Source organism: Mitsuaria sp. BK037 (assembly GCF_014193045.1).
GTDB lineage: Bacteria > Pseudomonadota > Gammaproteobacteria > Burkholderiales > Burkholderiaceae_C > Roseateles.
In genome coordinates this window covers 367,702-393,281 of sequence record NZ_JACHYS010000001.1, presented here as the reverse complement: position 1 = coordinate 393,281, position 25,580 = coordinate 367,702, and the positions used below count along the sequence as shown (strand labels likewise).

The window sequence follows — 25,580 nt, the reverse complement described above, 5'->3', positions numbered from 1 at the left end:
GCCGTTCAGCCGAAGCGCCAGCATCGCTGGTGGACGACTGCCTCGACAAAGCGGCGGATACTGAATCGACGGGCTCGACGTGGCTCGAAAGCGGGATCGATGACAGCCAGACCATCGAAGAGCGACGGTTGAACCTTGGCCCTGATGCCGCACGACTTCAAGCGCTTGCGCAAGGTCTGGACGGCGACTCGCAAGTCTGAGGCGAGTGCCTCGACGTCCCAGTCAAACCTCATTAGCAGCAGCACGTAGGCCGACGCCTCCGAGTAACTGTGCCGGACGATCTTCGAATAGTCGACCTCGTCCTCGGCTTGCTGCAGTCGAACCAATGGGTCGGAATCCAGTGGCGAGGTGAGCAAGCGCGCCAAGGCACCTGCCGCAACGTCGGCGTCTTCCTGGTCCCAGTCCTTGTCGATGCGAATGGCGCAGCGCATCTGCTTCTCGGCAAACTTCACGAGCTTGCAGTAGAGCCACTTCAGCACGGAGTCCTGATCGCCAGGATCGCTGAAGTCAACCGGGTAACCGCGGCGCTGCTCAATGTCGGCCGCAACGAGCCAAGCCTCCTGCTTGACGTCCTCGACATTCATGTCGCCGCGCGTCGCACCGGCGATGCGCCGGAGGGCTGCAGCCTGATCTCTCAGGAACTCGCTGATGGCGTGCACGCGAGCAGCACCTCAGTAAACGAACGCGGGTTCAATCCCAGGACCATGTCCAATCCCCTCGGAACTCTGCGCCCGCGATAGTTCGGCATTTCAGCACTTGTGTCCAGCCGCTGAGCTGCAACGACGCGTCAACGAGTGACAGCGAGGCGGGTAGCAGTGGCCGGCGCACATTCTTGGGGGCTCGCGATGGGCGCGCTCGAAGGTCGTTTGCTGGAATTGCTCTCGCCTCGGAACGCGACCGGCCGCCGCTCATGATGGAACAGCGGCCGACGTGCGCACGGCCCCGGGAGCAGCGTGAGCCGACGGTGGTCAGGAGGGCGTGCCCGCGCTGCAGCAATACGCCAGCAGGAAAGTGTTGTTGCTGTCAGCGCCCGTCTTGGAGGCGGCGATCTCCGCGTTCAGCTTATGCATCGCCACCCCATCCGGGCCCACATCCGACAGGTCGGGGTCCGACAGGTCGGCGGTGTTGAAGTCGTGCACGTCCAGCCGCACCGTCTTGCCGTCCGCCGTCGTCGGATTGGCCAGGGCCCGATCCTCGACGGCGAACTTCTCCTCGCGCTTCGCGACGGCGCCGACCTGGCCTTTGCAGCGGCCGTGGGTGCCGGACATGATGTGGATCGTGTGTCCCTCGCCGCGCAGCCCCGCGGCGATGGTTTCCACCGCCTTGGCCACGTGATCGACCGTGCATCTGCCGTGAAAGCCCCAGATCTGCACGGCGGTCGGGGTGGCTGCGGTGATGTTCACAAGTGTGGGCATGGTGTTTCTCCTTGAATGAGGTGGAAGAGAACGCATCCGGCTCCGGATGCGCCCTCATTCGATGCCGCCGCGCCCACGTGCGAAATCGGCGCCCCTCCCACACACGCCCTCCAAGTTGCCGAGGCCTTCTCGGCCATTCCCACCACGCGCTCGCGGCATCCCGCCGCTGCCCCTGTCGCGCGCACCTGCCAACGATGACGCCATGCCGCCGGGTCTTCCGGCGCTGCCGGCCGCCCCGGTCCGGACCTTCGTCGATCCCAACCCTGAGGTGCCATGACATGGCCGATTTCAACCAGTACCTGCCGACCCTGCTCCGCTTCGAGGGCGGCTACGTCAACGACCCCAAGGACCCGGGCGGTCCGACCAACATGGGCATCACGCTCAAGACCTTCCAGGGCCTGGGGCCGTCGGCGGGCTTCACCGACACCAGCCTCGACGCGCTCAAGCGGCTGAGCCAGGCGGACGCGGGCCGCCTCTACAAGCTCAAGTACTGGGACGCCGTCGACGCCGACACCATCGCGCTGCAGCCGCTGGCGGAGATGCTGGTGGACTTCCACGTCAACGCCGGCGGCCACGCGATCCGCGAGCTGCAGGAGCTGCTGGCCGAGCGCGGCGCCGCCATCAAGCCCGATGGCGCCTGGGGCCCGCAGACCGCGCAGGCGCTGCAGCGCATCGACCCCACCGACGCCTACCGCGCCCTGCGCGCGCGCCGCATCGCCTACTACGAGCGCCTGGCCGCCCGGCAGCCCGACCTGCGCAAGTTCCTCAAGGGCTGGCTCAACCGCGTCAACGCCTTCCCCGTGCTCTGACGCCGAGCCCCGCGGCACCGCGCCCGCGCGCGCCGCCCTCCACCACCGACCTCCAACCATTCCGCAGGGAAGGACCCTCCCATGAGCTCACGTGTCGACTTGAAGGAACTCATCGAGGCGCTCGCCGGCGCCGTCATCGATGCCCAGGACCGCATCGAGCAGCACCAGATCGCCAAGCTCGGCCAGTACTTCGACGAGGACAACCGCCCGCGCACCGTCGTCATGCGGCTGCCGTCGATGCAGCCCGACGCCGAGCCCGGCACCGAGGACCTCTACCGCGCGCCGCTGCTCGGCCTGGTGCCGGCCAACGCGCTCAAGATCAAGGACGTCGAGATGCGCTTCGACGTCGACCTGGGCGCGCTGTCCGACGACGCGCTGCCCGGCGCCCGCCCCACGGCCACCGGCAGCGACTGGCAGGGCTCGGCCGGCGCCGCGCGCAAGAGCGTGCAGGTCCACACCCGCGGCCCGCTCGTGGGCCGGCGCAGCACCGCGCACGTGGTGCTGCGCGTCGAGGGCTGCGAGCCCACCGAAGGCCACGCGCGCCTGGTCGGCCAGCTCAACCAGGTGCAGGGCGTCTTCGACACGCAGCAAACGCTATGAGGCCAGGCCGGCCCGCCGCCGGCCCGCCATGGATCGGCGGACGGCACCGCCGATGCCGGCGCCGCAACGGTTGTGGCGCCGTCGTGACCCTGCCGATTCAAGGAGAACTGAATGCCTTCCGATCTCGTCAACATCGCCGACCAGTACAAGGGTCTGCCCATGGGCGAACTCATCGGTTCGCCGCTGACGGCCGCCTGCGACGCGCAGATCCGGCTCGCCAAGGCGACCGCCGACTTCATCCAGACCGTCGGTTTCGACGCCGACGCCAGCGGCAATCCGGGCGCGACCCGCCAGGTCAACTTCAACTTCAAGCGGCCCACGGCCAACACCAACAGCGCCGACGGCACCTTCTACGAGGAGCAGGTGGAACTCAGCGTGCCGCTGCTGGCCATCGTCAAGGTGCCCAACCTGAGCATCACCAAGGTGGACATCGTCTTCGACATGGAAGTGAAGTCGTCCTTCGCGTCCAAGGAGCAAAGCAGCGCGCAGGCCTCCGCCTCCGGCACGGCCAGCGTGGGCTTCGGCCCCTTCAAGGCGTCGGTGACGGTGAGCGGCTCGGTGTCCTCGCACAAGGAGAACACGCGCAGCTCGGACAACTCGGCCAAGTACCACGTCGAGGTCCACGCCGTTGACGACGGCATGCCCGAGGGCCTGGCGCGGGTGATGGACATCCTGCAGTCCGCCGTGGCGCCGCGCAAGGTCGGCGCGCCGACCGCCGTCTGACCCGGGCCCGAGCGCCCGCCACGCAGGTCCGTCCGCGCCCGGGCGCGGGCGGGCCTGCCCCTCGGAGCCGTCATGTTCGATCAAAGCAACGTCAAGTACATCAAGCGCCTCGTCGTGGGGAGCGACAACCCCGCGCGGCTGTGCACGCGCGAGGAGACCGAGGCCCAGATGGAGGAGCTCAACGACTGCCTGTCCGGCGCCTCGCATCCGCGCGGCACGCTGCTGGCGGTGGAGCGCAGCTTCACGCTGGTGCGCATCGGCGACCACCAGGTCGTGCTCGAGTGGATGGCCTATCACGTCGGCTTCGCGCGCAAGCCGGCGCCCAAGCCGCCGCGCCAGGCGAGCGCCGCGGCCGCCCCGGCGCCGCACGACGAGCCCGCGCCCGCGGCCGCCGGCGCGTCCCGGGCCGGCTCCGCCGCGGAGCCCGGTGAGGTCACCGACGTTCCCTCGACCGACCTGCCCTCGACCGACGTGGCCGATCCGGCCTGACTTCAACCCCTGTCTTCAACACTGCCGCGATACGCGGCCCAGGAGATCCCATGATCGCTTTCCGGAAGAATCGCCGTCCCGCCCCGGGACGTTTCGCGCCAGCCGCCTACGCGGTCTCGGTGTCCGTCTCGCTGGCCGGCGCGCTGGTGCTGCTGTTCGCGCCGTTGCTGCCCGCAGGCGCCTGGGCGCAGCCGGCGTCCGCCGCCGCGGAGGATCCGCCGGCGGCAACCCTCACCGGCCGGATGACGCTCAAGACCAAGCCGGGCGAACTGCCGCGGCTGGTGCCGGTGACGCTCACGCCGCAGGCCAAAGGCGGCTACGACGTCCACTATGAGGAGCAGCTCCGCTGTCACGTCGTGCTGGCGTACAACGGCTACGTCCCGGAGGCGGGGCATCTGTACACGGCCTCGGTCGCCGGGACGGCTTCGGGCGGCATGGCCGCCTACTGCTCCAGCGTCGGCGGCAAGGCCAGGCGCGTGTTGCTGCGGCCGCTGGCCGGCGGCCAGCCGGGCTACTCGTACGAGGACCAGGCCCCGTCCGGCAGCCCGGTCCTCGTCGCGCCGGCGGCCCCGGCCAAGCGGTCGCCATGAGCGCCCGGCGCTGACGGCCGTGGCCGGCCCGCCCGCCATCGCAACGCCCTCCCCGGCATCCGGCGCGGCCGGTCCCGCCGGGGCGGCGCCGCAGGACCGCCTGCAGGTGCTGGCGCAGCTGCGCGCCGAGATCACCGCGATGCTGCGCCACGCGCTGGCGACGGGGCGGGAAGTCCCGCCCGCGCTGATGCGCACGGCGCTCGAGGCGCTGAGCCCGGGCGACGACGCGCCGGCGCCGGGCGCCGCCGCGCGGCCCCCCTCGGCGGGCGATCCGGAGACGCTGTCGCGGGTCCACGCGCGGCTGGCCGCGCTGGTCGCGCCCGCGCGGCCGGGCACCTTGCGGCTGATGCACGCCGCGCGCGACACGGACGCGCTGCCGCTGCTCGGTCCGATGCGCAACGTGCGCTGGCTGACGCTGGCGGCCTTCGGCTGCCTGGTCGCGTTCATGGTGGTCGCGCAGTCGCCGCTGATCGACGGGCCCGCGCTGTCGTCCGACCTGCTGGCGCTCAACGGGTTCCAGCAGGTGGCCGTGACCACCCTGCTGCTGACCGCCGCGGGCCTGGGCGCGACCTTCCAGGCGCTGTTCACCGCCCAGACCTACGTCTCGCGGGCCACCTACGACCCGCTGTACGACGCCTCGTACTGGATCCGCATCGGGCTGGGCCTGGTGTCGGGCCTGATGCTGGCGGTGCTCATCCCGATGGACAGCGTGAACAACGCGGGCTCGCTGCAGCGCCCGCTGCTGGCGCTGCTGGGCGGCTTCTCCGCGCGCCTCACCCACCGGGTGCTGCAACGTCTGGTGGACACGGTGGACTCGATGTTCGACACCGATCGCCAGCAACTGGTCGAGCAGACGCGGACCCACTCGCAGGCCGAGGCGCGGCAGTCGGCGATGCAGACGCGGCTGACGCTGGCTCGGCAGCTGATGGGCGTGCAGGGCGAGCTGCTGGCGGCCGCGCCGGACGACGCGGCGCGGCAACGGCTGTCGGCGATGCTGGACGAGCTGCTGGCGGGGGCGCCAGCGTCCGGCGCGGCCGCCCCGCCGGACGAACCCGGCGCATCCGGAACTCCCGGAACGCCGGGCGAACCGGGCACGCCAGGCGTGCCGGACCGGCCCGGTGCCTGAGCGGTCACGGACGGGCGAGTCCCTCCCGGATGGCGTAGCGGGTGATGTCGGCCAGGCCGCGCAGTCCGAGCTTGTTGACCGCGTGCTCGCGGTGCGAGGCCACCGTCTTCTGACTGACGCCGAGCTGCGCGGCGATGTGCTTGGTGGACAGCCCTTCGGCGAGCAGTTGCACGATCTCGCGCTCCTTGGGCGTGAGCCGGACGAAGGCGCTGGGCGCGGCCGCCGGATGAGCGCAGGCGATGACGGCGGCCTCGGTCAATGAGGGGCTCAGGTAGAACTGGCGCCGTCCGAGCGCACCGATCGCGCGCACCAGCTCATCCACGCCGCTGTCCTTGGCGAGGATGCCGCTGGCGCCGGCGTCGAGCGCCGCGCGCATGCGATGCGGCGGTTCCTCGTCGGCCAGGCAGAGCACGCGGGTGGAGGGCGATGCCGCCACGATGCGCTGCGTCGTGTCGACGCAATTGAGCCCGGGCAGCTCCATGTCCATCAGCACCACTTCCGGGCGCAGCCGCACGGCCAGCCGGACCGCCTCCTGGCCGTCGCCCGCCTGGGCCACCAGTTCCTGCCCGCCCTGTTCCTGGATCAGGGAGGCCAGGGCCTCCCGCAGCAGTTGATGACGCGCGATCACCATCAATCGAGTTCGCATGCTTGTTTTCTCCCTGTGAATCGAGCCCTGCGACATGGGCTACGTGGGCGATTGCAAACAGGATTGGGAGGCTCCGCAATCGAGGCGATACCGCGAATGAGGTCAGCGATTCACCGAGACGCGCCTCGGTGCGCGACCGCGGCCCGATAGCTGCGCGAGGCAAGGCGCAGAGCGGGTGGGAGATCGGGCGCGCGCAACTGTAATGTCTTGCAGGATGGGCGTTGCGACCTCGCGACTTGGCCTGCAGGCCGCGTGCCGCCAGGGCGAGCGCATCGTCGCTTGTCCGGGCCGGACGCGCACGAGCGTCAATGCAGCTGCAGACGCGCGCGGATCTGGGCTCGGGAACTCTCAAGCACCTTCATGGCGAAGCTCGGGTTCGGGACGGCCCTCGCCAAGGTGAGGGCCCCGACCATCTCCATCTGGACGGAGCGGGCGAGCTCCCGGGGCTGTTCGTAGCCGACTTCCTGGAGCAACGCGGCCAGGGCCTCCAACGCCTTCTTCACGCCTTGCTCGAAGGCTTCTCGAACGGGGGACGACATGCGCGGCAGGTCGCTGGCGAGCGCCGCCATGGGACACCCCGCGTCTCGCTGCTCCAGGTGCTCCCGGCTCAGGTAGCGGTCGATGAGGGCCGCCAACCCTGCGTCGGCGGACAGTCCCTCCAGGCATTCCTCCAGGGTGCTGGCGCTCTCCTCGAACATCAAGGTGATCGCCTCCTGGATCAACTCGTCCTTGGATCCGAAGTGCGCATAGAAGCCGCCATGGGTGAGCCCGGCCTGGGACATCAGCGCCGCGATCCCGATGTTGTCGGGGCCGTGCAGCCGCACCGCCCTCGCGGCCGCGGCCACGACCCTCTCGCGGGTGCGTTGTTTGTGTTCCGAGTCGTAGCGCATAGCCCCCTCAACCATTCGAGTGCGGTCCGCTGGTCCCGCAGACCAGCCCGCAGTTCTCGGAAATCATACGGTTCGGATTGGACTGAGCTCCCCAACCCGTGGTCCGCCGTTTTATATTACGCTCAACATTCAATGCGCTGATCGGGCGCATCTACCCATCAATCGACGGGCTGGGAAGCCCTGCAAGAGGAGACCGAGAAGATGATGTTCCGCAAGAATCACCGGCAGTCGATGCTCGTGTTCGTCACCGGGATGGCCTGTGCCACCCTGGGCCATGCCGCGGCCTTCAAGCTGAAGGAACAAAGCGCGGCGGGTCAAGGTCGGGCTTTCGCGGGCTCGATCAGCGAAGGCGGCGATGCCTCCGTGATCGCGAACAACCCCGCCGCCATGGCCCTGCTCGACGGGCGCCTTTTCCAGGCGGATGCGGCGGTCGTGAACTACTCGGCCAAGTTCAATGGCGCAGGCCGCGATGCGCTCGGACGCCCGCTTTCCGGCGGCAATGGCGGCGACGCGGGACAGACCGCGGCGATTCCGTCGCTGTACTTCCACTCGCCGTTGACGGACCGGATCCATCTGGGTTTCTCGGTGACCGCTCCCTTTGGATTCAAGACCGAGTACGACGATGGCTGGGTCGGCCGCTACCAGGGCGTCAAGACCTCGCTGAAGGTCATCGACGCTGGCGTGTCCGGCTCCTACAAGGTCAACGAGGCGCTGTCCCTCGGGGTCTCGGTATTCGCCGAACGCCTGGATGTCGAGCTCCGCAACGCGGTGGACTTCGGCGCCCAGTTGGCAGCCTCCCGTGTCCCCGGGTTCCTGCCCACCAGCGCGGACGGCTATCTGGACGTCAAGGGAGACAACACCGAAGTGGGCTATACCCTGGGCGCGCTGCTGCGTCCCGCTGAAGGCACCACGATCGGCCTGGCCTATCGCTCGGAGGTCAAGCACAAGGCCAAGCGCGCGGACGTCACCTTCACGATCCCGGCGGCCGCGAACGCCGTGCTCTCCGTCGCGGCACCGAACACTTTCGTCAACACCACCGTCAATACCGAGCTGACGATGCCTGCCTCGTGGACGCTCAGCCTCAGCCAGCGGCTGAACGATCAATGGACGGTGATGGCCGACTACTCCCGTACCGAGTGGAGCAAGTTCGACAAGGTCGTGCTGGACTTCGCGTCGAACCTGCCGAATCAGACGCTGGACTTCGGCTACCGCGACTCGTCGTTCTACTCGGTGGGAGCCGAGTACAAGCTGAACGACGGCTGGACCCTCCGAGGCGGCTTCGCCTACGACCAGACGCCGGTCACCGATGCCGTGCGGGATGTGCGCGTTCCCGATGTGAGCCGCAGGTGGTTGTCGCTCGGCGCGACCTGGCGCGCAAGCAAGCAGCTCGCCTACAGCATCGGCTTCACCCACCTCTTCATCAAGGACACCAGCGTCAATCTCACCTCGCCTTCTGCCAGCACGCTGCAAGGGACCTACAAGGTCGGCAGCGACATCCTGGCGGTGTCCGCGCAGTACAGCTTCTGAAGGGAGCGGCCCTCGCTCTCGAGGTCCTTCCGCTCGCGTTTCAAGCAGTCGTCAGGCGAAAGCATCGGCGCGCCCGACTGAAGCGACGCGGACAGGCAGTTCCAGGGGTTGTCGTGCGAGTCCCCTCACACGCAACTCATTCACCCCGGACGGCAACGTCCGGGGTGTTTTTTCTGGGTCAATGAAGACCTCCCACGCGCGTGCGGGGCCCTACCCCTTCATCGGCTTGCTGAGGAAGCGCGAGCCCGCCGCGACAAAACGCCAGGGGCGATCGACCGCCTTGCTGATGCCGATGCGGGTCCCGCAAAGCACCTCGGCCTGGCGCGACGGCGGCAGCAGTTGAAACGGCGGGGCGTCGAGCGAGGCCCCGCCCAGCGAGCGATCGATGCCCAGGGCCTCCCCGACCCGCCCCGGCCCCGAGGCGAGCAGGCGCGGCACCGCGGTGCCGCGCCGTTCGGCCATGCGGTCGATGCCATGCGTCGGTTCGAGCGCGCGGATCAGCACGCCGGCGCCGTGGCCCTCGGGACGGCACACGAAGTTCAGGCACCAGTGCAGGCCGTAGCTCCGGTACACGTACGCATGCCCCGGCGGGCCGAACATCGCCGCGTTGCGCGGCGTCAGGCCGACGAAGCAATGGGAGGCCTCGTCGTCCTGGTCATAGGCCTCGGTCTCGACGATGACGCCGCCGACACCGTCCACCAGCACCGTCCACCCGATGAGCTGCCGCGCCACGAGGACCGGGCTCTCCATGAAATCGATCTGCTGCATCGCGCCAGTATTGCGGATCGGCGCCCGCGCCTGCGGCGGCGTGAACGAGTGCGCGGTCGCCGCGGCCCGCCGCCGGGCGGCCTGTCGAGGCCTTCACGCCGTCCTCTATAAAATCGCGCGATGGAATACCCGGGCAATCTCTTCGTTGTCGCCGCCCCCAGCGGTGCCGGCAAATCCAGCCTCGTCAAGGCGCTGCTGGAACTGGACGCCAAGCTGAGCGTCTCCGTCTCGCACACCTCGCGCGCGCCGCGCGGCCAGGAACAGCACGGCCGCGAATACCTGTTCGTCACCCCGGAGGAATTCCGGACCATGGTCGACCGCGGCGAGTTCTTCGAATGGGCGCAGGTCCACGACAACCTCTACGGCACCTCCCGCGCGGCGATCGAGGCGCGCATCTCGCATGGCGACGACGTCGTGCTGGAGATCGACTACCAGGGTGCGCTGCAGATCAAGCAGCTGTTCCCGCATGCGGTGCTGATCTTCATCCTGCCGCCGAGCTGGGAGGAACTGAAGCAGCGCCTGGTCCGGCGCGGCGACACCGAGGAAGCGGTGATCGCCAAGCGGATGCAGACCGCCCGGGAGGAAGTCGCGCAGGCGAAACACTTCGATTTCGTGGTCATCAATGCCGTCTTCGAGACGGCGCTTTTCGACCTGAAGGCCATCGTCCAGGCGCAGCGGCTAAAATACGCGACCCAGCGCCGCAACCGGTCGACCGTGTTCCGCGCGCTCGACCTCATCGAGTAACCCCGTCCCCTCAGGAACCCGCATGGCCCGCATCACCGTCGAAGACTGCCTGACCAAGATCCCGAACCGCTTCCAGCTGGTGCTCGCCGCGACCTATCGCGCCCGCATGCTGAGCCAAGGCCACGCGCCGAAGCTGGAGTCGAAGAACAAGCCCGGCGTGACCGCGCTGCGCGAAGTCGCCAACGGCGACGTCGGCGTGGAAATGCTGCGCCGCGTGCCGGTCTGATCCCCGGCCGACCGCTGGATCGAAACGCCCCGCTCGCGGGGCGTTTTTCATGGGGCGCTCACACCGGCCTCGCCCGCTCCCGCCAGAACGCCGCATCGATCTCCACCGCGTTGCCGCTCTTCTCGTGGATGACCCAGAAGCGGGCGCCGTCCGCGGCGATGCGATCGACCTCGCCGACCAGCCGTCCCGCGGCGATCCGCAATCCGCGCGTGTTGAAGGGAAAGTCCGCCGCCCGGGCGAGCGTCGACAGCGGCACGGCCTCGCGCGCATCGCCGGCCAGCCGCAGGCGCTGGACGATGGGCGCGAGCACCTCGTTCGTCAGGTCCGCCGGCGACAGGTAGATCACCACCTTCGCCTGCGCGCGGCTCAGCGCGACGTTGAGCAGGCGCCGCGCCTCGTCCGTGCGCAGGAAGGGCTGGGTCCCGTCGGCCGGATCGAAGAACACCACCGGCGCTTCACTGCCCTGCGCGCGGTGCACGGTGCTGACCCGCACCCCGTCGTCGACGCCCGCCGCCGCCAGGCGCTGCCGGATCAGCGCGCGCTGCGCTCGGAAGGGCGTGAGCACGATGAGCTCGTGCGGCGCCCAGGCGCCGCTGGCCAGCGCCTCGGCGATGGTGGCCGCGATCGCGTCGGCCGACTCCCTTCGGATCGGCCCGCGGTCCTTCGCGGACCAGCCGCCTTCCCGCGTCACGCGCCGCACCGCCACATGGACCTCCGCCGGGATGTCCCCCAGCGCGCGCGAGCGCGCGGCCAGCCAGTCCGCCGACGCCAACGCCTCCTCGGCCACGCGCAGCGCGCCGTCGTAGAACAGGTCGCTCACCAGCGCGCCGATCGGGGGCGCCATGCGCGACTGCTCGTCGAGCATCGCCACCGCGGCCCCGCCCTGCCCGCCGCCGGGCAGGGCCGCGAACGGCGACCGCCCCAGCCAGAGCCGCGCCAGCCGGTCGTCGCCGCGCAGCACCGGCGACAGCTGCCGCGGATCGCCGGCGAAGAGGCGCGCCCGCCCCAGCGGCATCAGCGCGAGCGCATGGGCCAGGCTGACCTGACTCGCCTCGTCGAAGACCACCAGGTCGAAGGGAGGCATCGCCGTCGACGTTTCCGGCGGCGCATCGGGTGATGCGAGGTCGCGCAGCGTCTTCAGCGTGAAGACCGCGCGCGTCGTCGTCATCGTGGCGAGCCGGCATTGCCGCAGCACCTGCTGCGACGGGGTGCCGGGCGCCGGGATCAAGTGCTCGCGACCGGCATAGGCCTGGGCATCGAAGCGCGCGCCGAGCCGGCGGATCGTCCCGCGCAAGGCCTCGCGGCGGCCCTTCTGGAGCGCCTTGTCCACCGCCAGCGTCGCCAGGTCGACCGCCTGGTTGGTGGTCGACAGCAGCAGCACCCGCGCCGCGGGGCAACGGTCCAGGTACTCGGCGACCAGCACGCCCAGCGTCGTCGTCTTGCCGGTGCCGGGCGGTCCCCACAGGAAGGCATCCTCGAAGGCAACCAAGCCGAGCGCCTGTCGCTGCGCCGGCCGCAACCAGCGGAACGGCGAGCCGTCCAGGCGCGGTCCGGCCGGATGGGCCGCGGGCGCGGACAGGCCCGGCCAGCAGTCCGCGGCGCGGCGCGCCCAGGCGTCATCGCCCCAGGCGTCGGCCACGGCCTGCAGGAAGCGCGGCGGATAGATCCGGATCAGGTGCCCCTCTCCCGGCGGCGGCGCGCTCGCGTCCTGCAGCACGAGCTGGTCGTCCTCGACCACCACCGCCCGCACGCTCGCGCCGCCCTTGGCCGGCGCACCCCACCAAGCGGACGCGCCCTCCAGCCGCTCGTCGAGCAACGTCTGCGCCGACGCCTGCCCGGGCCGCTGGCCCTCGGCGTAGACGTAGCCCGCCTCGAGCGTCACCCGCCAGCACGCACCTTCCGGCTCGCTGCGGAGCACGCGGAAGTCGTAGAACTCGGGCGTCGCGGCCAGTTCGGCCTCGATCGCCGCGCGGATGTCGGCGATGGGCATGGACGGCGACGGTCACCGGCGGACGCCGGCAGGAATGCGGAGGAGGCGGGACTATAGCGGCCGCCATCGTGACGAGCGGGACGGACGGCTCCTCCGGCACGGTGACGGCCGGCGTGCGGGTCGACCCGCCGCCGAGCGCGGCCACCCCGCTCGGCGACCCGAAGACGCGGTCGCCACCGCGGGCCGTGCTCGCCGGCGCGCGTCGGCGCGACGGGGCGGCACGGGACGCGCCACGCAGGACCGTCGCCGAGGCCGACCGGCCCGCGGACGCAGCGACGGATCGGCCGGCGCGCGCATGGCGACGCGCCTCAGCCGAGCAGCGCGCCGATGAAGGCGATGTCGGCCACGCCGGTCGCCGGCAGGCCACGCGCGCGTTGCACCTCCTGCACGCAGCGCATCGAGGCGCCACCGAAGACGCCATCCGCCTTGATGTCCGCGCCCAGCCCGGACAGCGCGAGCTGCACCCGCCGCACGTCGAGCCCGCGCTGCAGTGGCGCCTGGACCGACAGCGCGCGGCTGCCGGGCGCCGGCCCGTCGTAGCAGCCGGGCGGCGTGCCGTTGAGCGTCGTCATCGAGATCTCGGCGCCGCGCACCACCAGCGGCAGGGGCAGGCCCCATTGGCCGAGGTCGATCAGCCGCCGGAACGCATCCATCCGGTAGACCGTGCCGCGCAGGATCGCGATGCTGTGCGTGGCCAGCCATTGGCGGCGCACCCGCACGTAGGCGTCGATCCAGGCCTGCTCGCCCGCCTGCGCGGTCGCGCCGACCTGCGCATCGGTGGCCGCGCGGATCCGCGCCCAGGAGCCGTGCACGAAGCTGTCGTAGACCACCGCCGTGCCCAGCGCCGACACGATGCCCAGCTTCCCGGCCGCACGTGCGGCGGGCTGCCAGAAGTGCTCGTCGAAGAAGAGGTCCTGCGTCTCGCGCATCACCGGGTCGTCAGCGCAGGCGCGCAGGAGGTTGTGCAGGCGCTGGTCGGTGTCGAGCGCCGCACCGGCCGCCGCCAGGGCCGGCAGCCAGTCGCCGATCTCGGCCCCGAACTGCGCGCCCGGGTTGCCGGCGTACTGTCGCAGCAGCTCGACCAGCTTGCCCGACCCCAGGGTCGTCTGCGAGCGGCCATAGGTCAGCCGCCCCGGATCGCCCTCCAGCACGGTCACCTGGCCGTAGTCGCCCAGCACATGACCGGTCTCGAAGAGATTGACGATCGCCTGGGCGGTGCGGATCTGCGAGGGCGTGAGGAAGGACATGGCGCACTCCCGCCGGGGGGACCCGGACGGCGGCAGTCTGGCACCCGCCCCTCCCCCGCGCATCCGTCATCCAGGGGATGACCGCCCGCTCAGGCCAGCGCGTAGGGACCGCCGCGCTCGAGCGCCCGCTGGTAGGCGGGCCGGGCATGGATGCGCTGGAGGAATTCGGTGATGCGCGGCTGCCGTGCCACAGCGCCGCCACGCTGCGCCGCGGCCTCCAGCGGGAAGCTCATCTGCACGTCGGCAGCGCTGAAGTCCGCGCCGGCGAACCAGGGGCTTCGACCGAGTTCCGCTTCCAGGTAGTTCATGTGGTTGTCAATCTGCGGCTGGACGAAGCTCGCCTTGGCCTTCGCCGCGATGCCCCGGGCGATCGGCTTCACGAAGAACGGCACGGGCGCGCGTTCGATGCGGTCGAAGACCAGCTTGAGGAGCAGCGGCGGCATCGCCGAGCCCTCGGCGTAATGCATCCAGTAGCGGTAGCGCAGCGCCTCGGGCGTGCCGGCGGCCGGCTTGAAGCGGCCTTCGCCGTAGCGGTCGACGAGGTATTCCAGGATCGCGCCGGACTCGGCGATCACCAGGCCCCCGTCGCTGATCACCGGCGACTTGCCCAGCGGATGCACGGCGCGCAGCTCGGGCGGCGCGAGCATCGTCCTGTGATCGCGCTGGTAGGGCTTGATCTCGTAGGGAAGCCCGAGTTCCTCGAGCAGCCACAGGACCCGCTGCGAGCGGGAGTTGTTGAGGTGGTGGACGGTCAGCATCGGCGCAGTCTATGGCACGCGCCGTTACTTGTTGTCGGGCCGGTAATGTCCCGCCCGGCGCGTCAGCGGGGCACCGCGGCGATACGTTCTCAAACGCATGCAGACCTGCTGGAGGTTCCCCATGCGCACATTTCGTCCCTTGCTGCTCGCCCTGGCCGCCGCGCCGCTGGCCGCGAGCCTGACCGGCTGCGTCGTGGTCCCGGCGCATCGTTATTACGGCTACGACCGGGGCCCCGGCTATACGGAAGTCGTGCCCGTCACCGGCACGATCTGGATCGATGGCTACTGGGACACGCGAGGCGGAGGCCGGCGCTGGATCCCGGGTCATTACGGCCCCCGCCGCTGAGCCCTCGTCCCTCTTTCCTGTCTCCCTCGAACGACGAAGCCGGCTCAAGGCCGGCTTCGTCAGTGGCGGCGTCCCTCACGGGCGCCGCCTCATCGGGCTCACTTTGGGGTCACTTCGAGCTCACTTCGAGCTCACTTCGAGCAGTTGAAGATCGCGACGCCGCGGTACTTGCTCGCGCCGACCTTCACCACATACCCGACGATCACCGCCTGCTTGCTGGCATCCAGGCCCTGCGCCATGGTGAGCTGCAGGCCGGACGAGCCGCCCAGCATGCCGCCGGTGTAGGTGATCGTCGTCGGCGAGTTCAGCTTGCGACCGGTGGCGGATTCCGTGCCGGCGCTGCCGTCGGCCAGCGTCACGGTGATCGACGCATCCAGCTGCGCGCCCGAGGCGTCGAAGCTCAGCGAGGCCGAGCCCTTGGCCTGCCCGACCTCGGTGCCGGGGGCGACGTCCAGGGTGGGCACGGTGAACTGGCCCGCGTCGCAGGAGAAGCTCCCGCTCGTGGGGAACGCGTCCGGCGCGTTGTACACCGCGTAATGGACGGCGGTGCCGGTCGCGCCAAGCGTCTTCGTGCTGCTGCCGATCACGGTCGATCCGTGGGTCCAGCGTCCGATGGCGAAGGACACGTCGCCGGCGACGTCCGCGATCGCGCGGTCGATGCCGCTGAGCGCGTTGCCGTTCATCGTGATGACCTCGCCCGTCGTCTGCTGCTCGATGGTCTCGAGCCGGCCCGCGTTCTGCGCGGACGAACTGATCATCAGGTAACGCGCCGTCGCGCCCTTCACGAAAGCCGCCTTCACCTTGGGGCGGCTGGTATCGCCGGTGCCCTGCAGTCCCGCGGGCGTGGCCGTCCCCGAATCTCCACCACCGCCGCCGCAGGCCGCCAATGCCGCGATCAGCGGCAGCACCGCCAGGGCTTTCGTCATTCCAGCTTTCATGAGATCTCCAATCGTTGATGTTCGTGGTCGCCGTGCGGATGCACAGCGCGGCGGTTAGTCGCGGAATGAAGAGGGCTGCTCGCTCGCCTGGAGCGCGGAATGAAGGGAAATGTCAAAGGCGATGCTCGCGCGGCTTCGATCGAGCAGGCGGGCCGACGGGGCCCGCCCGGCGGGTCATCGCGCGCAGAGGAAGGTGGCGATGCCGCGATAGGCCGCATCGCCGCCCGCCGTCACTTCATAGGCCGCGATGATGCGGAACTTGCCGTTGCCGCTGTCGCCCAGCGTCAGCATCATCCCGTCGCCCTGGCTGAAGAAGTTCCCGGTGACGGCTGAGGCGCCGGGTGCGATCGTTCGTCCGGTCGTCGACACCGTGCCGGTGCGGTGACCGGCGGTCGCGGTGAGCGACACGTCGACCACAGCGCCCGCGTCGTTGAAGCTCAGCGCGGCCGACCCCGTCGCGACACCAAGCGCCGGCGCCGAGGGGTTGCTGATGACCGTGGGCCGCGTGAACGTGCCGGCATCGCACCGGAGCGTGCCGCCGGCAGGGAGATGGGTCGCGGGGAGGTGCACGACGTAGTGGTAGGCGGCGTTGCGCGCGCCCCCCAGGGTCGAGGTGCTGCCGGCGGCCAGCGCCGTGCCCTTGGCCCACCGGCCCTGCGCGAAGGTCTCGTCGCCGGCGATGTCCGCCACCGACAGGTCCGGGCCCGTCAGCGTGTGGGCGTTCATCGCCACGACGCCGCCCGTCGGCTGCTGCTCGAGGGTCTCCAGCGCCCCGGTGGATTGCAGGCTGGTGCCGAGCAGCAGGTAGCGCGCGGTCGTGCCACGAGGCGAGATGTGGAACAGCTCTACCACCGCAGGCGTGGTGGGCGTGTCCTTGGTGTCGCCGTCGGTGGCCGGCTGGCCGGTGCCCGCGCCCGCGCCGTCCGCGCTCCGGGTCGTGTCGACGGGGCTGCTGTCGCCCCCGCCGCCGCCACAGGCCGCCAGCGCGGCCACCAGCGGCAGCAGGACCAGCGTCTTCTTCAATTCGTGCTTCATTGGATTTCCCTTCATGGATGACTGTCGTCGCCATGGCTGATGCATGGCGGCGCGTCAGTGACAAGCCATGAGGGCCCGGCAGCGCGGTTCGGCCGGAAATATCAAGGTTTCGCGGGGCGCGGCCCTGTCCGGAAGGACGATCCGTGAAGCCGCTCACGAACGGCGGCGGTGCCCCCCCGCGAAGCGGGCCGGGCTCAGTTCGCCTGCTTGAAGGCCATCACGGCCTGGTTGCGCAGCGTGCGCAGCAGCGAGAGCTGCTTCTCGTCGAGCACCACGCTGCCCGGCTCGGGCTTGTCCGCGTAGATCATCGCGAAGGGCGCGCCGCGCAGCGCCATCGGCAGGATCAGGAAGCTGTGCGCCTTCGCGCCGCTCAGGAACCACGCCGGCAGCCGCTCGGCGATCTTGGGTTGCGAGGCATCCGCGATCAGGGTGTCCACGCCCTTGGTGCAGATGGCCGTGAACAGGTCGGCCGGCATGCCGGGCATGACCCGCAGCGGCACGCGGAAGCTCGGCACCACCGCCTCGACACCCTCGCCCAGGCCGAAGCGGCCGGTCAGCGTCTCGGTCTTGGGATCACGCAGGCAGAAGATCACCCGCCGGAACCCCAGCCCGCGGTACATCGTCTCCAGGATCATCCGCAGGATCTCGTTGAGCTTGAAGCTCTCGACCATGGCGTTGGTGATGTCCTGGATGCCGGCGGCCAGCGTCGCCGCCGCCTGCTCCGCCGAGATGACGCCGCCCGCCGGCGCCCCCTCGACCATCGTCGCCTGCAGCTGGTGCGGCGACAGCGAATCCTCCGCCGACGGCGTCAGCGGCGCCAGCAGCCGCTGCGCGGGCGAGTTCTTCGCCAGCTTGATGTCCATCGCCTGCGCCAGCTGCGTCAACCGCTGCCGCGCCTGGTCGGCCGCGGCCTCGAAGGCCTTGGCCTCGACGCCCAGCGCGCGTGCGTAGCGCTGCGCCATCGCGCGCACCTTGGCATGGGCCTCGGCCGGATCGCTGTTCAGGATCACGTCGGCCACGTCGTTGCTGGCGCGGCCCAGCCAGCGCATGCGGTCCGTCGAATGCTCGACCAGCCGCGCCGGCGCGTCGCCGTCGGGCCGCTGCATGCTGCGCTGCAGGCTGTCGGGGAAGCCCCACTGCCGCGCCACGCCCAGCCCGAGGCTCTCGTAGCTCAGCCCCAGCACCTGCGCCGAGGCCGCCGCCTCGCTCATCGGCGGCGCGGCCTGCTCGCCCATGCCGCGTTCGGGCCGCACGACGCGGCGCACCTGCTGCGCTTCCTCGGGCAGGTAGAACTCGGCCAGCAGACGACCCAGCCCCTGGAACATCGTCGCGAGGAAGGACTCCTCGTTCTCGCGCGGCACCAGGCACAGCTCGCGCGCCAGCGAGCCCGCCATCAGCGCGCGCAGGAATTCCTCCTTGAGGCGCTGCGCGTGATGCTTGTTCTCCATGCGCTCCAGCAGCACCAGCGACAGCGCCAGGTTGCGGATGCCGCCGAAGCCCACCAGCGCCACCGCGCGCGACACCGTGCTGATGTGCCCGCCGCCGGCGTGGCTGAACTGCACCGTGTTGACCAGCCGCAGCAGCTTGTTGGTCAGCGCGACGTCCTTGAGGATCTCGTTGGAGAGCGTGGTGAGGCTCTCGTTCTCCGACTGCGTCATGCGCTGGATGCGCGCCACCGAATCGGCCATCGCCGGGAAGTCGCTGCGATGGCGCATGCGGCGCAGCAGGAACTCCAGCGTCGCGTTGCCGCCCTCGCCCGCATCGGGGGCCTCGCCGGCGGGATGCAGCCAGGCGGCCAGCGCGTCGTGGAAGGCCTTGGCATCGGACCAGCGCTGCGCCGACTCGCGCGCCAAGCCGCGCAGCAGCACGGCGCGCAGCGCGTCGTCGCTGTCCGGGCCCAGGTCCGCGGGCGGGTCCAGGGTCTGCTCCATCGCGCGGCGCACCGCGCGCCACGGATCGGGGTCGTAGTTCAGGCGCTGGCCGGACAGCATCTCGCTGAGCATCACGGCCGCCGCGAACACGTCCATCACCGGCGAGGGCGCATCGCCCCGCGCCGCCTCCGGCGAGATGTAGCCCGGCGTGCCGACGATGCGGTTGGGCCTGGCCGCGGCGCCGCCGGCGGCCACCCGCCCGGCGATGCCGAAGTCCATCACCTTGGGCCGGCCGGTCGAGTCGATCAGGATGTTGGACGGCTTCAGGTCGCGGTGCACGACGCCGGCCTGATGGGCCGCGTGCAGCCCGTCCAGGATGCCCAGCATCAGCGTCACCGCCTCGCGCGCGGGCAGGCGGCCGCGCTGGCGCAGGCGCTCGGTCAGCGTGCCGCCGGGCACGTACTCGAAGACCATGTAGGTCTGGCCCGCCTCGATGTCGGCCTCGAAGACCGGCACGATGTTGGGATGCGTCAAGCGGCTGACCGCGCGCGCCTCATGCAGCCAGGCATCGACGCTGGCGCGGTCCACCGCCTGCGTCAGCACCTTCAGCGCCACCTCGCGGTCCAGCCGCGGATCATGAGCCAGCCACACCGTGGCCTGGGCGCCCTGCCCCAGGCTGCGCAGCGGCTTGAAGCGCCCGACGGCGGGCGGCATGGCGGTCATGGGCGGTCCTTGCCGGGCTCGGGCATGCGCGTCCCTGTCGGGGGCGTCGTCAGGGACGACGAGGCCGGCGCGGTGGCCGAGGGCGCCGCCCCGGCGGACGGAGCCGCCGCCGGCACGCTCGCCGGGGCGCCCGATTCAGCGCGCTCCCGCAGCCGGGAGCGCGGCGCCGCGGTCGCGGCCGCGCCGATCGACGGATCGGTCATCGCGCCCAGGCCGCTGTCGCCGGCGTCGGCGATCGCGCCGCTGGCGCCGAGCGCGTCGTAGATCTCCCGCAAGCCCAGGCCGAGCGCGCGCGCATAACGCCGCGTCGCCAGCTCGATCGCCGCCTGCCGCTTGCGCTCCGGCGCGGCTAGCGCATCCACCAGCTCGTTGGCCAGGCTGCAGGTCAGGCGCAGCAGCTCGATGTCGCCATCGGCATGGCGCACCGGCGCCTCCTGCGGCTGGCGGCGCATCATGTGCTGCAGCTCGTCGCCCAGGCCCCAGTAGCGGGCCACCGCCAGGCCCAGGCTTTCCAGGTCGCAGCCCAGCACCGCGTAGGCGGCCGATTGCTCGTTCATGCCGCGCGGATTGGGGTTGTCCTCGGTCGCCTCGGGCGCCACCTGCAGCTGGCGGATCTGCTGCGCGTCGTCCGGGAAGTGGTACTGCACCAGCAGCCGGCCCAGGTTCTGCATCAGCGAGATCAGATACACGACCTCGCCGTCATAGCCCGCCGGCCGCAGCGCCTGCGCCACCTGACCGGCCCGCTGCACGCGGCGCATCACGCTCTGCATGAACTGCGCCTGGCCGTCGTTCATCGGACCGGGCCAGGGCTTGAGCGCGCGGGCCGCGTCCTCCAGCCCGTTCAGGCCCAGCATCGCGATCGCGCGCTGCAGGTTCAGCACCGTGCCGCCGCTGGTCGGGCCCTGCTGCCGCAGCGCGTTGTTGACGCGCCGGATCAGCTCCAGCGACAGCGCCATGTCCTTGAGCGCCATCGCGGCGAGCTGGCTGCCGTGCTGCGATTCCATCGAGGACGAGGCCACCGTCGTCACCAGCCGCGTCGAGGTGCTGGGCAGATGGCCGAAGCGCTGCATCTTGTCCTTGAGCAGCGCGATCGGGCCGCCGTCGTCCTGCTCGGCCGACTGGCGCCAGCCGTCCAGTGCGCGCCAGAAGCTGCGCGCCAGGTGATAACGCTGGCGCGTCTGGCGGTCGCTGGCACGGTTGACGATCGCGCGCAGCGGCTCGGGGATCGGATACGGGGTTTCCCAGCCCAGGCGCACCAGTTCGTGGCCCTGCGGCTGCATGCGCTGCAGCACGGCCTGCAGGTCGGGCTCGTCGAGCACCGGCTTGCCGGTGAGCAGCCGGTGCAGCACCAGGCCGATGCTGACGACATCCTCCTCGGCCGCCTCGCGCACCGCGCGCCGGGTGGCGGCGTTGAAGTCGGCGCTCGCGGGGACGATCTCCTGCGCCACTTCCAGGCCCAGCACGCGCACATGGTTGGCGCCGTCGACGACGAGGTGGGCGAGCTGGATGTCGCGGTGCGCATGGCCGGCCTCGTGGGCGAAGGCCAGGCCCTCGAGCGCCTGCGCGGCCCAGCCGGCCGCGTCCAGCGGCAGCGGCGGGCCGCCGCGGGCCAGGCGCTCCTCAAGCGTCTCGCCCAGCGCGCGGTCGTAGGCGACATAGGGCCAGGGATCGACGCGGCCGGTCTCGATGACGTGCGCCAGGTTGGGATGATGGATCCGCGAGGCCCCGTCCACCGTCTTCAGCCAGTGCAGCATCGCCGCCTCGCTGTTGGGCTTCTCGCGCGGCATCATCAGGTACATGTCCTGGCCCGACGCCGGGTCGAACACCACCCACAGCATCGAGCGCTGGCTCTTGTGCAGGAGCGCGCGCAGCTCGAAGCGGCCGAAGCGCCGCATCGGGGCGGCGGTGGATGTTGTGTTGTTGTCAGACACGAGCGATGAGCGACACCCGGTGGTGCGGGGGCCACGGACCTTTTGTAGCTTGGATTGGACCGAAAACCCGATGTCCTCGCCTGGAGAAGTAGGGGCGATTCTCCGCTCAGTTTTGTAACTGGGACCACACCTTTTCCAGGCGCTTGACGCTCACCGGCTGCGGCGTTCTCAGTTCCTGTGCGAAAAGGCTCACCCGCAGCTCCTCCAGCTGCCACCTGAAATCGTCGATCCGGGCATCCGGCGTGCCCTTGAGTTCCGCCACGCGTCGCGACCAGCGCTGCTCCAGCGGCCGCAGCTCCGACAGCAGCTTGGCGTCGCGCGCCGCGTCCGCGCGCAGCTTGTCCAGGCGCAGCGTGATCGCCTTGAGGTAGCGCGGGAAGTGCTGCAGCTGGCTCCAGGGCGTCTGCAGCACGAAGCGCTTGGGCATCAGGCGCTGCAGCTGGGACTGGATGTCATCGACGACTTCCTTGGAGGCCGAGCGGGTGTCCTTGAGCTTGCGCAGCGCGCCCTGGTACTCGATCAGGACGTTGAACGCCAGCCGCGCCACTTCCTGAGCGATCAGGTTCAGGCGCGCGCGGCCTTCCTCGACGCGGGCCTTGAAGCTGAATTCATCGGTGGGGAGCGGGTCGGCGAGGAAGGCGCGGTCCAGGGCGACAGCGACGATCTGGTCCCGCAGCTCCTCGGCGGTGCCCAGGCTCATGTAGGCGACCGCCATCTGCGTCAGGTCGGGGATGTTCTTCTCGAGGTACTTCAGCGGCTCCTTGAGCTGCAGCGCGATCAGGCGGCGCAGGCCGGCGCGGTGCTTCGCGGCGGCGAGCTCGGGTTCGTCGAAGACCTCGATCTCGACGTGCGCGCCCTTGTCGATCAGCGCCGGGAAGCCGATCAGGGTCTGGGCGCCCTTGCGGATCTCCATCAACTCGGGGAGCTCGCCGAAGGTCCAGGCAGTGAAGGTTTTCGTCGCTTCAGCGGCGGGCTTGGGCGGCGGAGCCACCGTCGCCTTGATGCCGCGAGAGGGTTGGGCATCTGGGGAAGATGTGGGGCCTTCGGCGACCGCTGCCCTCACCCCTGCCCTCTCCCGCGAGCGGGAGAGGGAGTTCAGACCCGCGCCAGCGCCAGCGCCTGCGGCCGTGCCTGCGCCGGCGTCGGTGCGGGCATCGGCGCTGGTGGCGGTGTCGGTCGACGGGTTCGAGGATTGCAGCTTCAGCGCGGCGAGGGCCTGGAAGGCGGAGCGGGCCTGGCCGCCGAGTTCCGCCTTGAGCGTGGCCAGGTTGCGGCCTTGGCCAAGCTGGCGGCCGTGCTCGTCGACGACGCGCAGGTTCATGAACAGGTGAGCGGGCACCTGCTCGAGCTTGAAGTCGTTGCGCTGGACCGCCAGCTGCGTGCGCTCCTTCACCGCCTTGAGCAGCACCTCGACCAGGTTGCCCTGGGCGAAGGGATACAGCTCGACGAACTCGGCGACGAACTCGGGCAGCGGCGTCAACCGGGCGCGCGGCTTCTGATGCAGGCTCTTGAGCAGCGCGGTGACCTTGGCCTCGAGCATGCCGGGCACCAGCCAGTCGGCGCGCTCGTCGCTGACCTGGTTCAAGGCGTAGATCGGCACGGTGACGGTCAGGCCGTCGCGCGCGTCGCCGGGCTGATGCAGGTAGGTCGCCGTGCAATCGACGCCGCCCAGCCGGATCGTCTTCGGGAACGCATTGCTGGTGACGCCGGCGGCCTCGTGCCGCATCAGCTCGTCGCGGCTCAGGTGCAGCAGCTTGGGATCGGCCTTGCTGGCCTCGCGGTACCACTTCTCCAGCGTCGCGCCCGAGTACACGTCAGCCGGCAGCTGCTGGTCGTAGAAGGCGTGGATCAGCTCGTCGTCGACCAGCACGTCCTGCCGGCGCGACTTGTGCTCCAGCTCCTCGACCTTGGCGATCTGCTTCTGGTTGTGCGCCAGGAAGGGCAGCCGCGTTTCCCAGTCGCCATTGACCAGCGCCTCGCGGATGAAGATCTCGCGCGCGGCGGCGGCGTCGATGCGGCCGAAGTTCACCCGCTTGTTGTTGTAGAGCACGATGCCGTAGAGCGTCGCGCGCTCCAGCGCCACGACCTCGGCCGCCTTCTTCTCCCAGTGCGGCTCCAGCAGCTGGGTCTTGATCAGATGGCCGGCGATGCCCGGCAGCCATTGCGGCTCGATCGCGGCGATGCCGCGGCCGAACAGCCGCGTCGTGTCCACCAGCTCCGCCGCGACGATCCAGCGGCCCGGCTTCTTGCTCAGGTGCGCGCCGGGATGGCGCCAGAACTTGATGCCGCGCGCGCCCAGGTACCAGTCGTCGTCATCGGCCTTGACGCCGATGTTGCCCAGCAGGCCCGCGAGCATCGACAGGTGGACCTGCTCGTAGGTCGCCGGCGCGCCGTTCAGGCGCCAGCCGTGCTCGGCCACCACGGTGTGCAGCTGCGAGTAGATGTCGCGCCACTCGCGCACGCGGCGCGGGCTGACGAAGTTGTCGCGCAGCAGCTGCTCCTGCTTGCGGACGGAGAGCTTGTGCTCCCCTTCCCCTCCCCGCGCGTCGCCGAGCCACTTCCACAGCTTCAGATAGCCCATGAACTCCGACTTCTCGTCGTCGAACTTCTTGTGCTTCTCGTCGGCCTGCTGCTGTTGCTCGGCCGGGCGGTCGCGCACATCCTGGCCGGACAGCGCGCTGGCGATGATCAGGATCTCGCTGAGCGCGTCGCGCTTGCGCGCCTCCAGGATCATGCGGCCCACGCGCGGGTCCAGCGGCAGCTTGGACAGTTCGAGGCCCATTGGCGTGAGCTCGTTGCGCTCGTCGACGGCGCCCAGTTCGTTGAGCAGTTGGTAGCCGTCGGCGATGGCCTTGCGCGGCGGCGGCTCGATGAAGGGGAAGTCCTCGACCTGGCCCAGGCGCAGCGCCTTCATCCGCAGGATCACGCCGGCCAGCGAGCTGCGCAGGATTTCCGGATCGGTGAAGCGCGGCCGGCCGAGGAAGTCCTTCTCCTCGTAGAGCCGCACGCAGATGCCGTTGCTGACGCGGCCGCAGCGGCCGGCGCGCTGGTTGGCGGCGGCCTGGCTGATGTTCTCGATCTGCAGCTGCTCGACCTTGTTGCGGTAGCTGTAGCGCTTGACGCGCGCCAGGCCGGGATCGATCACGTAGCGGATGCCGGGCACGGTCAGCGAGGTCTCGGCGACGTTGGTCGCCAGCACGATGCGCGGCTGGCCATGCGGCTGGAAGACGCGGTTCTGCTCCTGCTCGGACAGACGCGCGAACAGCGGCAGCACCTCCACGCCGGGCGGGTGGTGCTTGCGCAGCGCCTCGGCGGCCTCGCGGATCTCGCGCTCGCCGGGCAGGAAGACCAGCACGTCACCGCGCCCTTCGCGCCAGAGCTCGTCGACCGCGTCGCAGATCGCGTCGTTGACGTCGTACTCGCGGGACTCCTCGAAGGGGCGGTAGCGCTGCTCGACCGGGAACAGCCGGCCGGAGACCATCAGCACCGGCGCGGGTCCCTTGGCCGACGCGAAGTGCTGCGCGAAGCGGTCCGCATCGATGGTCGCCGAGGTCACGATGACCTTCAGGTCGGGCCGGCGCGGCAGGATCTCGCGCAGGTAGCCGAGCAGGAAGTCGATGTTGAGGCTGCGTTCGTGGGCCTCGTCGATGATCAGCGTGTCGTAGGCGCTGAGCAGCGGATCGGTCTGGGTCTCGGCCAGCAGGATGCCGTCGGTCATCAGCTTGACCGAGGCGCCGGGCTGCAGCCGGTCCTGGAAGCGGACCTTGTAGCCGACCACGTCGCCCAGCGGCGACTTGAGCTCCTCGGCGATGCGCTTGGCGACGCTGGAGGCGGCGATGCGGCGCGGCTGCGTATGGCCGATCAGGCCGCCGCCGTTGCCGCGTCCGCGGCCCATGGCCAGCGCGATCTTGGGCAACTGCGTGGTCTTGCCCGAGCCGGTCTCGCCGCAGACGATCACGACCTGGTGCTCGGCGAGCGCCCGCATGATCTCCTCGCGGCGGCCGGAGACGGGCAGCGATTCGGGGAACTCGATCGGCGGGATCGGGTTGGCGGGAGCGGGAGGCCGAGGAGCGGCCTGCTGGCGCGGGCGGCGCGGCGGACGCGGGGCGCGATCCGTCTTCGGAGCCGCCGGGGCGGGGGCGTTGGTGTTCTGACTCACGGGGCGCGGATTATCTCGCGCCCCGCAAG

At 70.5% G+C, this 25,580-nt stretch carries 23 protein-coding genes; 10 read left to right on the top strand and 13 right to left on the bottom strand.

All coding sequences use genetic code 11. The annotated features are described in order from the left end of the window. Positions 1-5: 5 nt before the first annotated feature. Together FHT37_RS01710 and FHT37_RS01705 are read right to left on the bottom strand one after the other, a co-directional pair. On the bottom strand, positions 6-659 hold the full coding sequence (locus FHT37_RS01710; RefSeq protein WP_183478583.1) for a hypothetical protein: 654 nt from the start codon (positions 657-659) through the stop codon (positions 6-8). 309 nt (positions 660-968) lie between these two features. Further along, a complete protein-coding gene (locus tag FHT37_RS01705) occupies positions 969-1,415 on the bottom strand; it encodes a hypothetical protein (RefSeq protein ID WP_183478582.1) in 447 nt (148 codons plus the stop codon). 278 nt (positions 1,416-1,693) lie between these two features. Between FHT37_RS01705 and FHT37_RS01700 the strand changes: the two genes are divergently transcribed. The 6 genes from FHT37_RS01700 (at position 1,694) to FHT37_RS25090 (ending at position 5,752) form a co-directional block, all read left to right on the top strand. Beyond that, on the top strand, positions 1,694-2,224 hold the full coding sequence (locus tag FHT37_RS01700; RefSeq protein ID WP_183478581.1) for a glycoside hydrolase family 108 protein: 531 nt from the start codon (positions 1,694-1,696) through the stop codon (positions 2,222-2,224). An 81-nt stretch (positions 2,225-2,305) separates the two neighbouring features. Beyond that, positions 2,306-2,824 carry a DUF2589 domain-containing protein gene (locus FHT37_RS01695; protein ID WP_183478580.1) on the top strand — a complete coding sequence of 173 codons (519 nt, stop codon included), beginning with the start codon at positions 2,306-2,308 and terminating at the stop codon, positions 2,822-2,824. A gap of 111 nt (positions 2,825-2,935) precedes the next feature. Further along, positions 2,936-3,547: a DUF2589 domain-containing protein gene (locus FHT37_RS01690; protein ID WP_183478579.1), complete on the top strand. Its 612-nt coding sequence runs from the start codon at positions 2,936-2,938 to the stop codon at positions 3,545-3,547. A 72-nt stretch (positions 3,548-3,619) separates the two neighbouring features. Next, positions 3,620-4,036, top strand: coding sequence for a hypothetical protein (locus tag FHT37_RS25095; protein WP_221210945.1), 417 nt, complete (start codon positions 3,620-3,622; stop codon positions 4,034-4,036). 50 nt (positions 4,037-4,086) lie between these two features. Beyond that, positions 4,087-4,626 (top strand): hypothetical protein, encoded by a 540-nt coding sequence (locus FHT37_RS01680; protein ID WP_183478578.1) that lies wholly within the window; start codon positions 4,087-4,089, stop codon positions 4,624-4,626. A 19-nt stretch (positions 4,627-4,645) separates the two neighbouring features. Continuing rightward, positions 4,646-5,752: a collagen-like protein gene (locus FHT37_RS25090; RefSeq protein WP_221210944.1), complete on the top strand. Its 1,107-nt coding sequence runs from the start codon at positions 4,646-4,648 to the stop codon at positions 5,750-5,752. A 4-nt stretch (positions 5,753-5,756) separates the two neighbouring features. Here FHT37_RS25090 and FHT37_RS01670 read toward each other — a convergent pair whose 3' ends face one another. Then, complete coding sequence (locus FHT37_RS01670) at positions 5,757-6,398, bottom strand: response regulator transcription factor (RefSeq protein WP_183478577.1); 642 nt, start codon at positions 6,396-6,398, stop codon at positions 5,757-5,759. A gap of 305 nt (positions 6,399-6,703) precedes the next feature. After that, the gene (locus FHT37_RS01665; RefSeq protein ID WP_183478576.1) at positions 6,704-7,288 is read right to left on the bottom strand and encodes a TetR/AcrR family transcriptional regulator; all 585 of its coding nucleotides are present in this window, start codon (positions 7,286-7,288) and stop codon (positions 6,704-6,706) included. A gap of 201 nt (positions 7,289-7,489) precedes the next feature. On the opposite strand from FHT37_RS01665, the gene FHT37_RS01660 reads away from it, so the two are divergent. Next, positions 7,490-8,815, top strand: coding sequence for an outer membrane protein transport protein (locus FHT37_RS01660; RefSeq protein WP_221210943.1), 1,326 nt, complete (start codon positions 7,490-7,492; stop codon positions 8,813-8,815). 210 nt (positions 8,816-9,025) lie between these two features. Here FHT37_RS01660 and FHT37_RS01655 read toward each other — a convergent pair whose 3' ends face one another. Continuing rightward, the gene (locus tag FHT37_RS01655; protein ID WP_183478575.1) at positions 9,026-9,583 is read right to left on the bottom strand and encodes a DNA-3-methyladenine glycosylase; all 558 of its coding nucleotides are present in this window, start codon (positions 9,581-9,583) and stop codon (positions 9,026-9,028) included. A 120-nt stretch (positions 9,584-9,703) separates the two neighbouring features. On the opposite strand from FHT37_RS01655, the gene gmk reads away from it, so the two are divergent. Both gmk and rpoZ read left to right on the top strand, forming a co-directional pair. Then, positions 9,704-10,327 carry a guanylate kinase gene (gmk, locus tag FHT37_RS01650; protein ID WP_183478574.1) on the top strand — a complete coding sequence of 208 codons (624 nt, stop codon included), beginning with the start codon at positions 9,704-9,706 and terminating at the stop codon, positions 10,325-10,327. Positions 10,328-10,349: 22 nt separating this feature from the next. After that, on the top strand, positions 10,350-10,553 hold the full coding sequence (gene rpoZ / locus FHT37_RS01645; RefSeq protein WP_058936171.1) for a DNA-directed RNA polymerase subunit omega: 204 nt from the start codon (positions 10,350-10,352) through the stop codon (positions 10,551-10,553). A gap of 58 nt (positions 10,554-10,611) precedes the next feature. Here the strand turns inward: rpoZ and FHT37_RS01640 are convergent, their stop codons facing one another. The 3 genes from FHT37_RS01640 to FHT37_RS01630 form a co-directional block, all read right to left on the bottom strand. Beyond that, positions 10,612-12,543 (bottom strand): DEAD/DEAH box helicase, encoded by a 1,932-nt coding sequence (locus FHT37_RS01640; RefSeq protein WP_183478573.1) that lies wholly within the window; start codon positions 12,541-12,543, stop codon positions 10,612-10,614. A 308-nt stretch (positions 12,544-12,851) separates the two neighbouring features. Next, positions 12,852-13,790, bottom strand: a complete 939-nt coding sequence (locus FHT37_RS01635) for a peptidoglycan-binding protein (protein WP_221210942.1) — start codon at positions 13,788-13,790, stop codon at positions 12,852-12,854. Positions 13,791-13,879: 89 nt separating this feature from the next. Then, complete coding sequence (locus FHT37_RS01630) at positions 13,880-14,548, bottom strand: glutathione S-transferase family protein (RefSeq protein WP_183478572.1); 669 nt, start codon at positions 14,546-14,548, stop codon at positions 13,880-13,882. 121 nt (positions 14,549-14,669) lie between these two features. Between FHT37_RS01630 and FHT37_RS01625 the strand changes: the two genes are divergently transcribed. Further along, on the top strand, positions 14,670-14,894 hold the full coding sequence (locus tag FHT37_RS01625; RefSeq protein WP_141225235.1) for a YXWGXW repeat-containing protein: 225 nt from the start codon (positions 14,670-14,672) through the stop codon (positions 14,892-14,894). A 131-nt stretch (positions 14,895-15,025) separates the two neighbouring features. Here FHT37_RS01625 and FHT37_RS01620 read toward each other — a convergent pair whose 3' ends face one another. The 5 genes from FHT37_RS01620 to hrpA all read right to left on the bottom strand — a co-directional run bounded on the left by FHT37_RS01620 (position 15,026) and on the right by hrpA (position 25,551). Continuing rightward, positions 15,026-15,820 (bottom strand): hypothetical protein, encoded by a 795-nt coding sequence (locus FHT37_RS01620; RefSeq protein WP_183478571.1) that lies wholly within the window; start codon positions 15,818-15,820, stop codon positions 15,026-15,028. A 186-nt stretch (positions 15,821-16,006) separates the two neighbouring features. Then, positions 16,007-16,867 (bottom strand): hypothetical protein, encoded by an 861-nt coding sequence (locus FHT37_RS01615; RefSeq protein ID WP_183478570.1) that lies wholly within the window; start codon positions 16,865-16,867, stop codon positions 16,007-16,009. A 194-nt stretch (positions 16,868-17,061) separates the two neighbouring features. Further along, entirely contained in the window at positions 17,062-19,461 is a 2,400-nt protein-coding gene (locus tag FHT37_RS01610; protein ID WP_255489466.1) for a serine/threonine protein kinase, read from the bottom strand. Beyond that, positions 19,458-21,392 (bottom strand): serine/threonine-protein kinase, encoded by a 1,935-nt coding sequence (locus FHT37_RS01605; RefSeq protein ID WP_183478569.1) that lies wholly within the window; start codon positions 21,390-21,392, stop codon positions 19,458-19,460. Before FHT37_RS01605 ends, FHT37_RS01610 begins: the two co-directional genes overlap by 4 nt. 106 nt (positions 21,393-21,498) lie before the next feature. Beyond that, entirely contained in the window at positions 21,499-25,551 is a 4,053-nt protein-coding gene (hrpA, locus tag FHT37_RS01600) for an ATP-dependent RNA helicase HrpA (protein WP_183478568.1), read from the bottom strand. Positions 25,552-25,580: the final 29 nt, after the last annotated feature.

Coding starts and splice junctions, on each gene's coding strand:
- FHT37_RS01700 (WP_183478581.1), top strand. CDS start 1,694: ATGGCCGATTTCAACCAGTACCTGCCGACCCTGCTCCGCTTCGAGGGC.
- FHT37_RS01660 (WP_221210943.1), top strand. CDS start 7,490: ATGATGTTCCGCAAGAATCACCGGCAGTCGATGCTCGTGTTCGTCACC.
- FHT37_RS01680 (WP_183478578.1), top strand. CDS start 4,087: ATGATCGCTTTCCGGAAGAATCGCCGTCCCGCCCCGGGACGTTTCGCG.
- rpoZ (WP_058936171.1), top strand. CDS start 10,350: ATGGCCCGCATCACCGTCGAAGACTGCCTGACCAAGATCCCGAACCGC.
- FHT37_RS01630 (WP_183478572.1), bottom strand. CDS start 14,548: ATGCTGACCGTCCACCACCTCAACAACTCCCGCTCGCAGCGGGTCCTG.
- gmk (WP_183478574.1), top strand. CDS start 9,704: ATGGAATACCCGGGCAATCTCTTCGTTGTCGCCGCCCCCAGCGGTGCC.
- FHT37_RS01695 (WP_183478580.1), top strand. CDS start 2,306: ATGAGCTCACGTGTCGACTTGAAGGAACTCATCGAGGCGCTCGCCGGC.
- FHT37_RS01705 (WP_183478582.1), bottom strand. CDS start 1,415: ATGCCCACACTTGTGAACATCACCGCAGCCACCCCGACCGCCGTGCAG.
- FHT37_RS01635 (WP_221210942.1), bottom strand. CDS start 13,790: ATGTCCTTCCTCACGCCCTCGCAGATCCGCACCGCCCAGGCGATCGTC.
- FHT37_RS01640 (WP_183478573.1), bottom strand. CDS start 12,543: ATGCCCATCGCCGACATCCGCGCGGCGATCGAGGCCGAACTGGCCGCG.
- FHT37_RS25095 (WP_221210945.1), top strand. CDS start 3,620: ATGTTCGATCAAAGCAACGTCAAGTACATCAAGCGCCTCGTCGTGGGG.
- FHT37_RS01625 (WP_141225235.1), top strand. CDS start 14,670: ATGCGCACATTTCGTCCCTTGCTGCTCGCCCTGGCCGCCGCGCCGCTG.
- FHT37_RS01670 (WP_183478577.1), bottom strand. CDS start 6,398: ATGCGAACTCGATTGATGGTGATCGCGCGTCATCAACTGCTGCGGGAG.
- FHT37_RS01655 (WP_183478575.1), bottom strand. CDS start 9,583: ATGCAGCAGATCGATTTCATGGAGAGCCCGGTCCTCGTGGCGCGGCAG.
- FHT37_RS01620 (WP_183478571.1), bottom strand. CDS start 15,820: ATGACGAAAGCCCTGGCGGTGCTGCCGCTGATCGCGGCATTGGCGGCC.
- FHT37_RS01610 (WP_255489466.1), bottom strand. CDS start 19,461: ATGACCGCCATGCCGCCCGCCGTCGGGCGCTTCAAGCCGCTGCGCAGC.
- FHT37_RS01615 (WP_183478570.1), bottom strand. CDS start 16,867: ATGAAGCACGAATTGAAGAAGACGCTGGTCCTGCTGCCGCTGGTGGCC.
- FHT37_RS01690 (WP_183478579.1), top strand. CDS start 2,936: ATGCCTTCCGATCTCGTCAACATCGCCGACCAGTACAAGGGTCTGCCC.
- FHT37_RS01665 (WP_183478576.1), bottom strand. CDS start 7,288: ATGCGCTACGACTCGGAACACAAACAACGCACCCGCGAGAGGGTCGTG.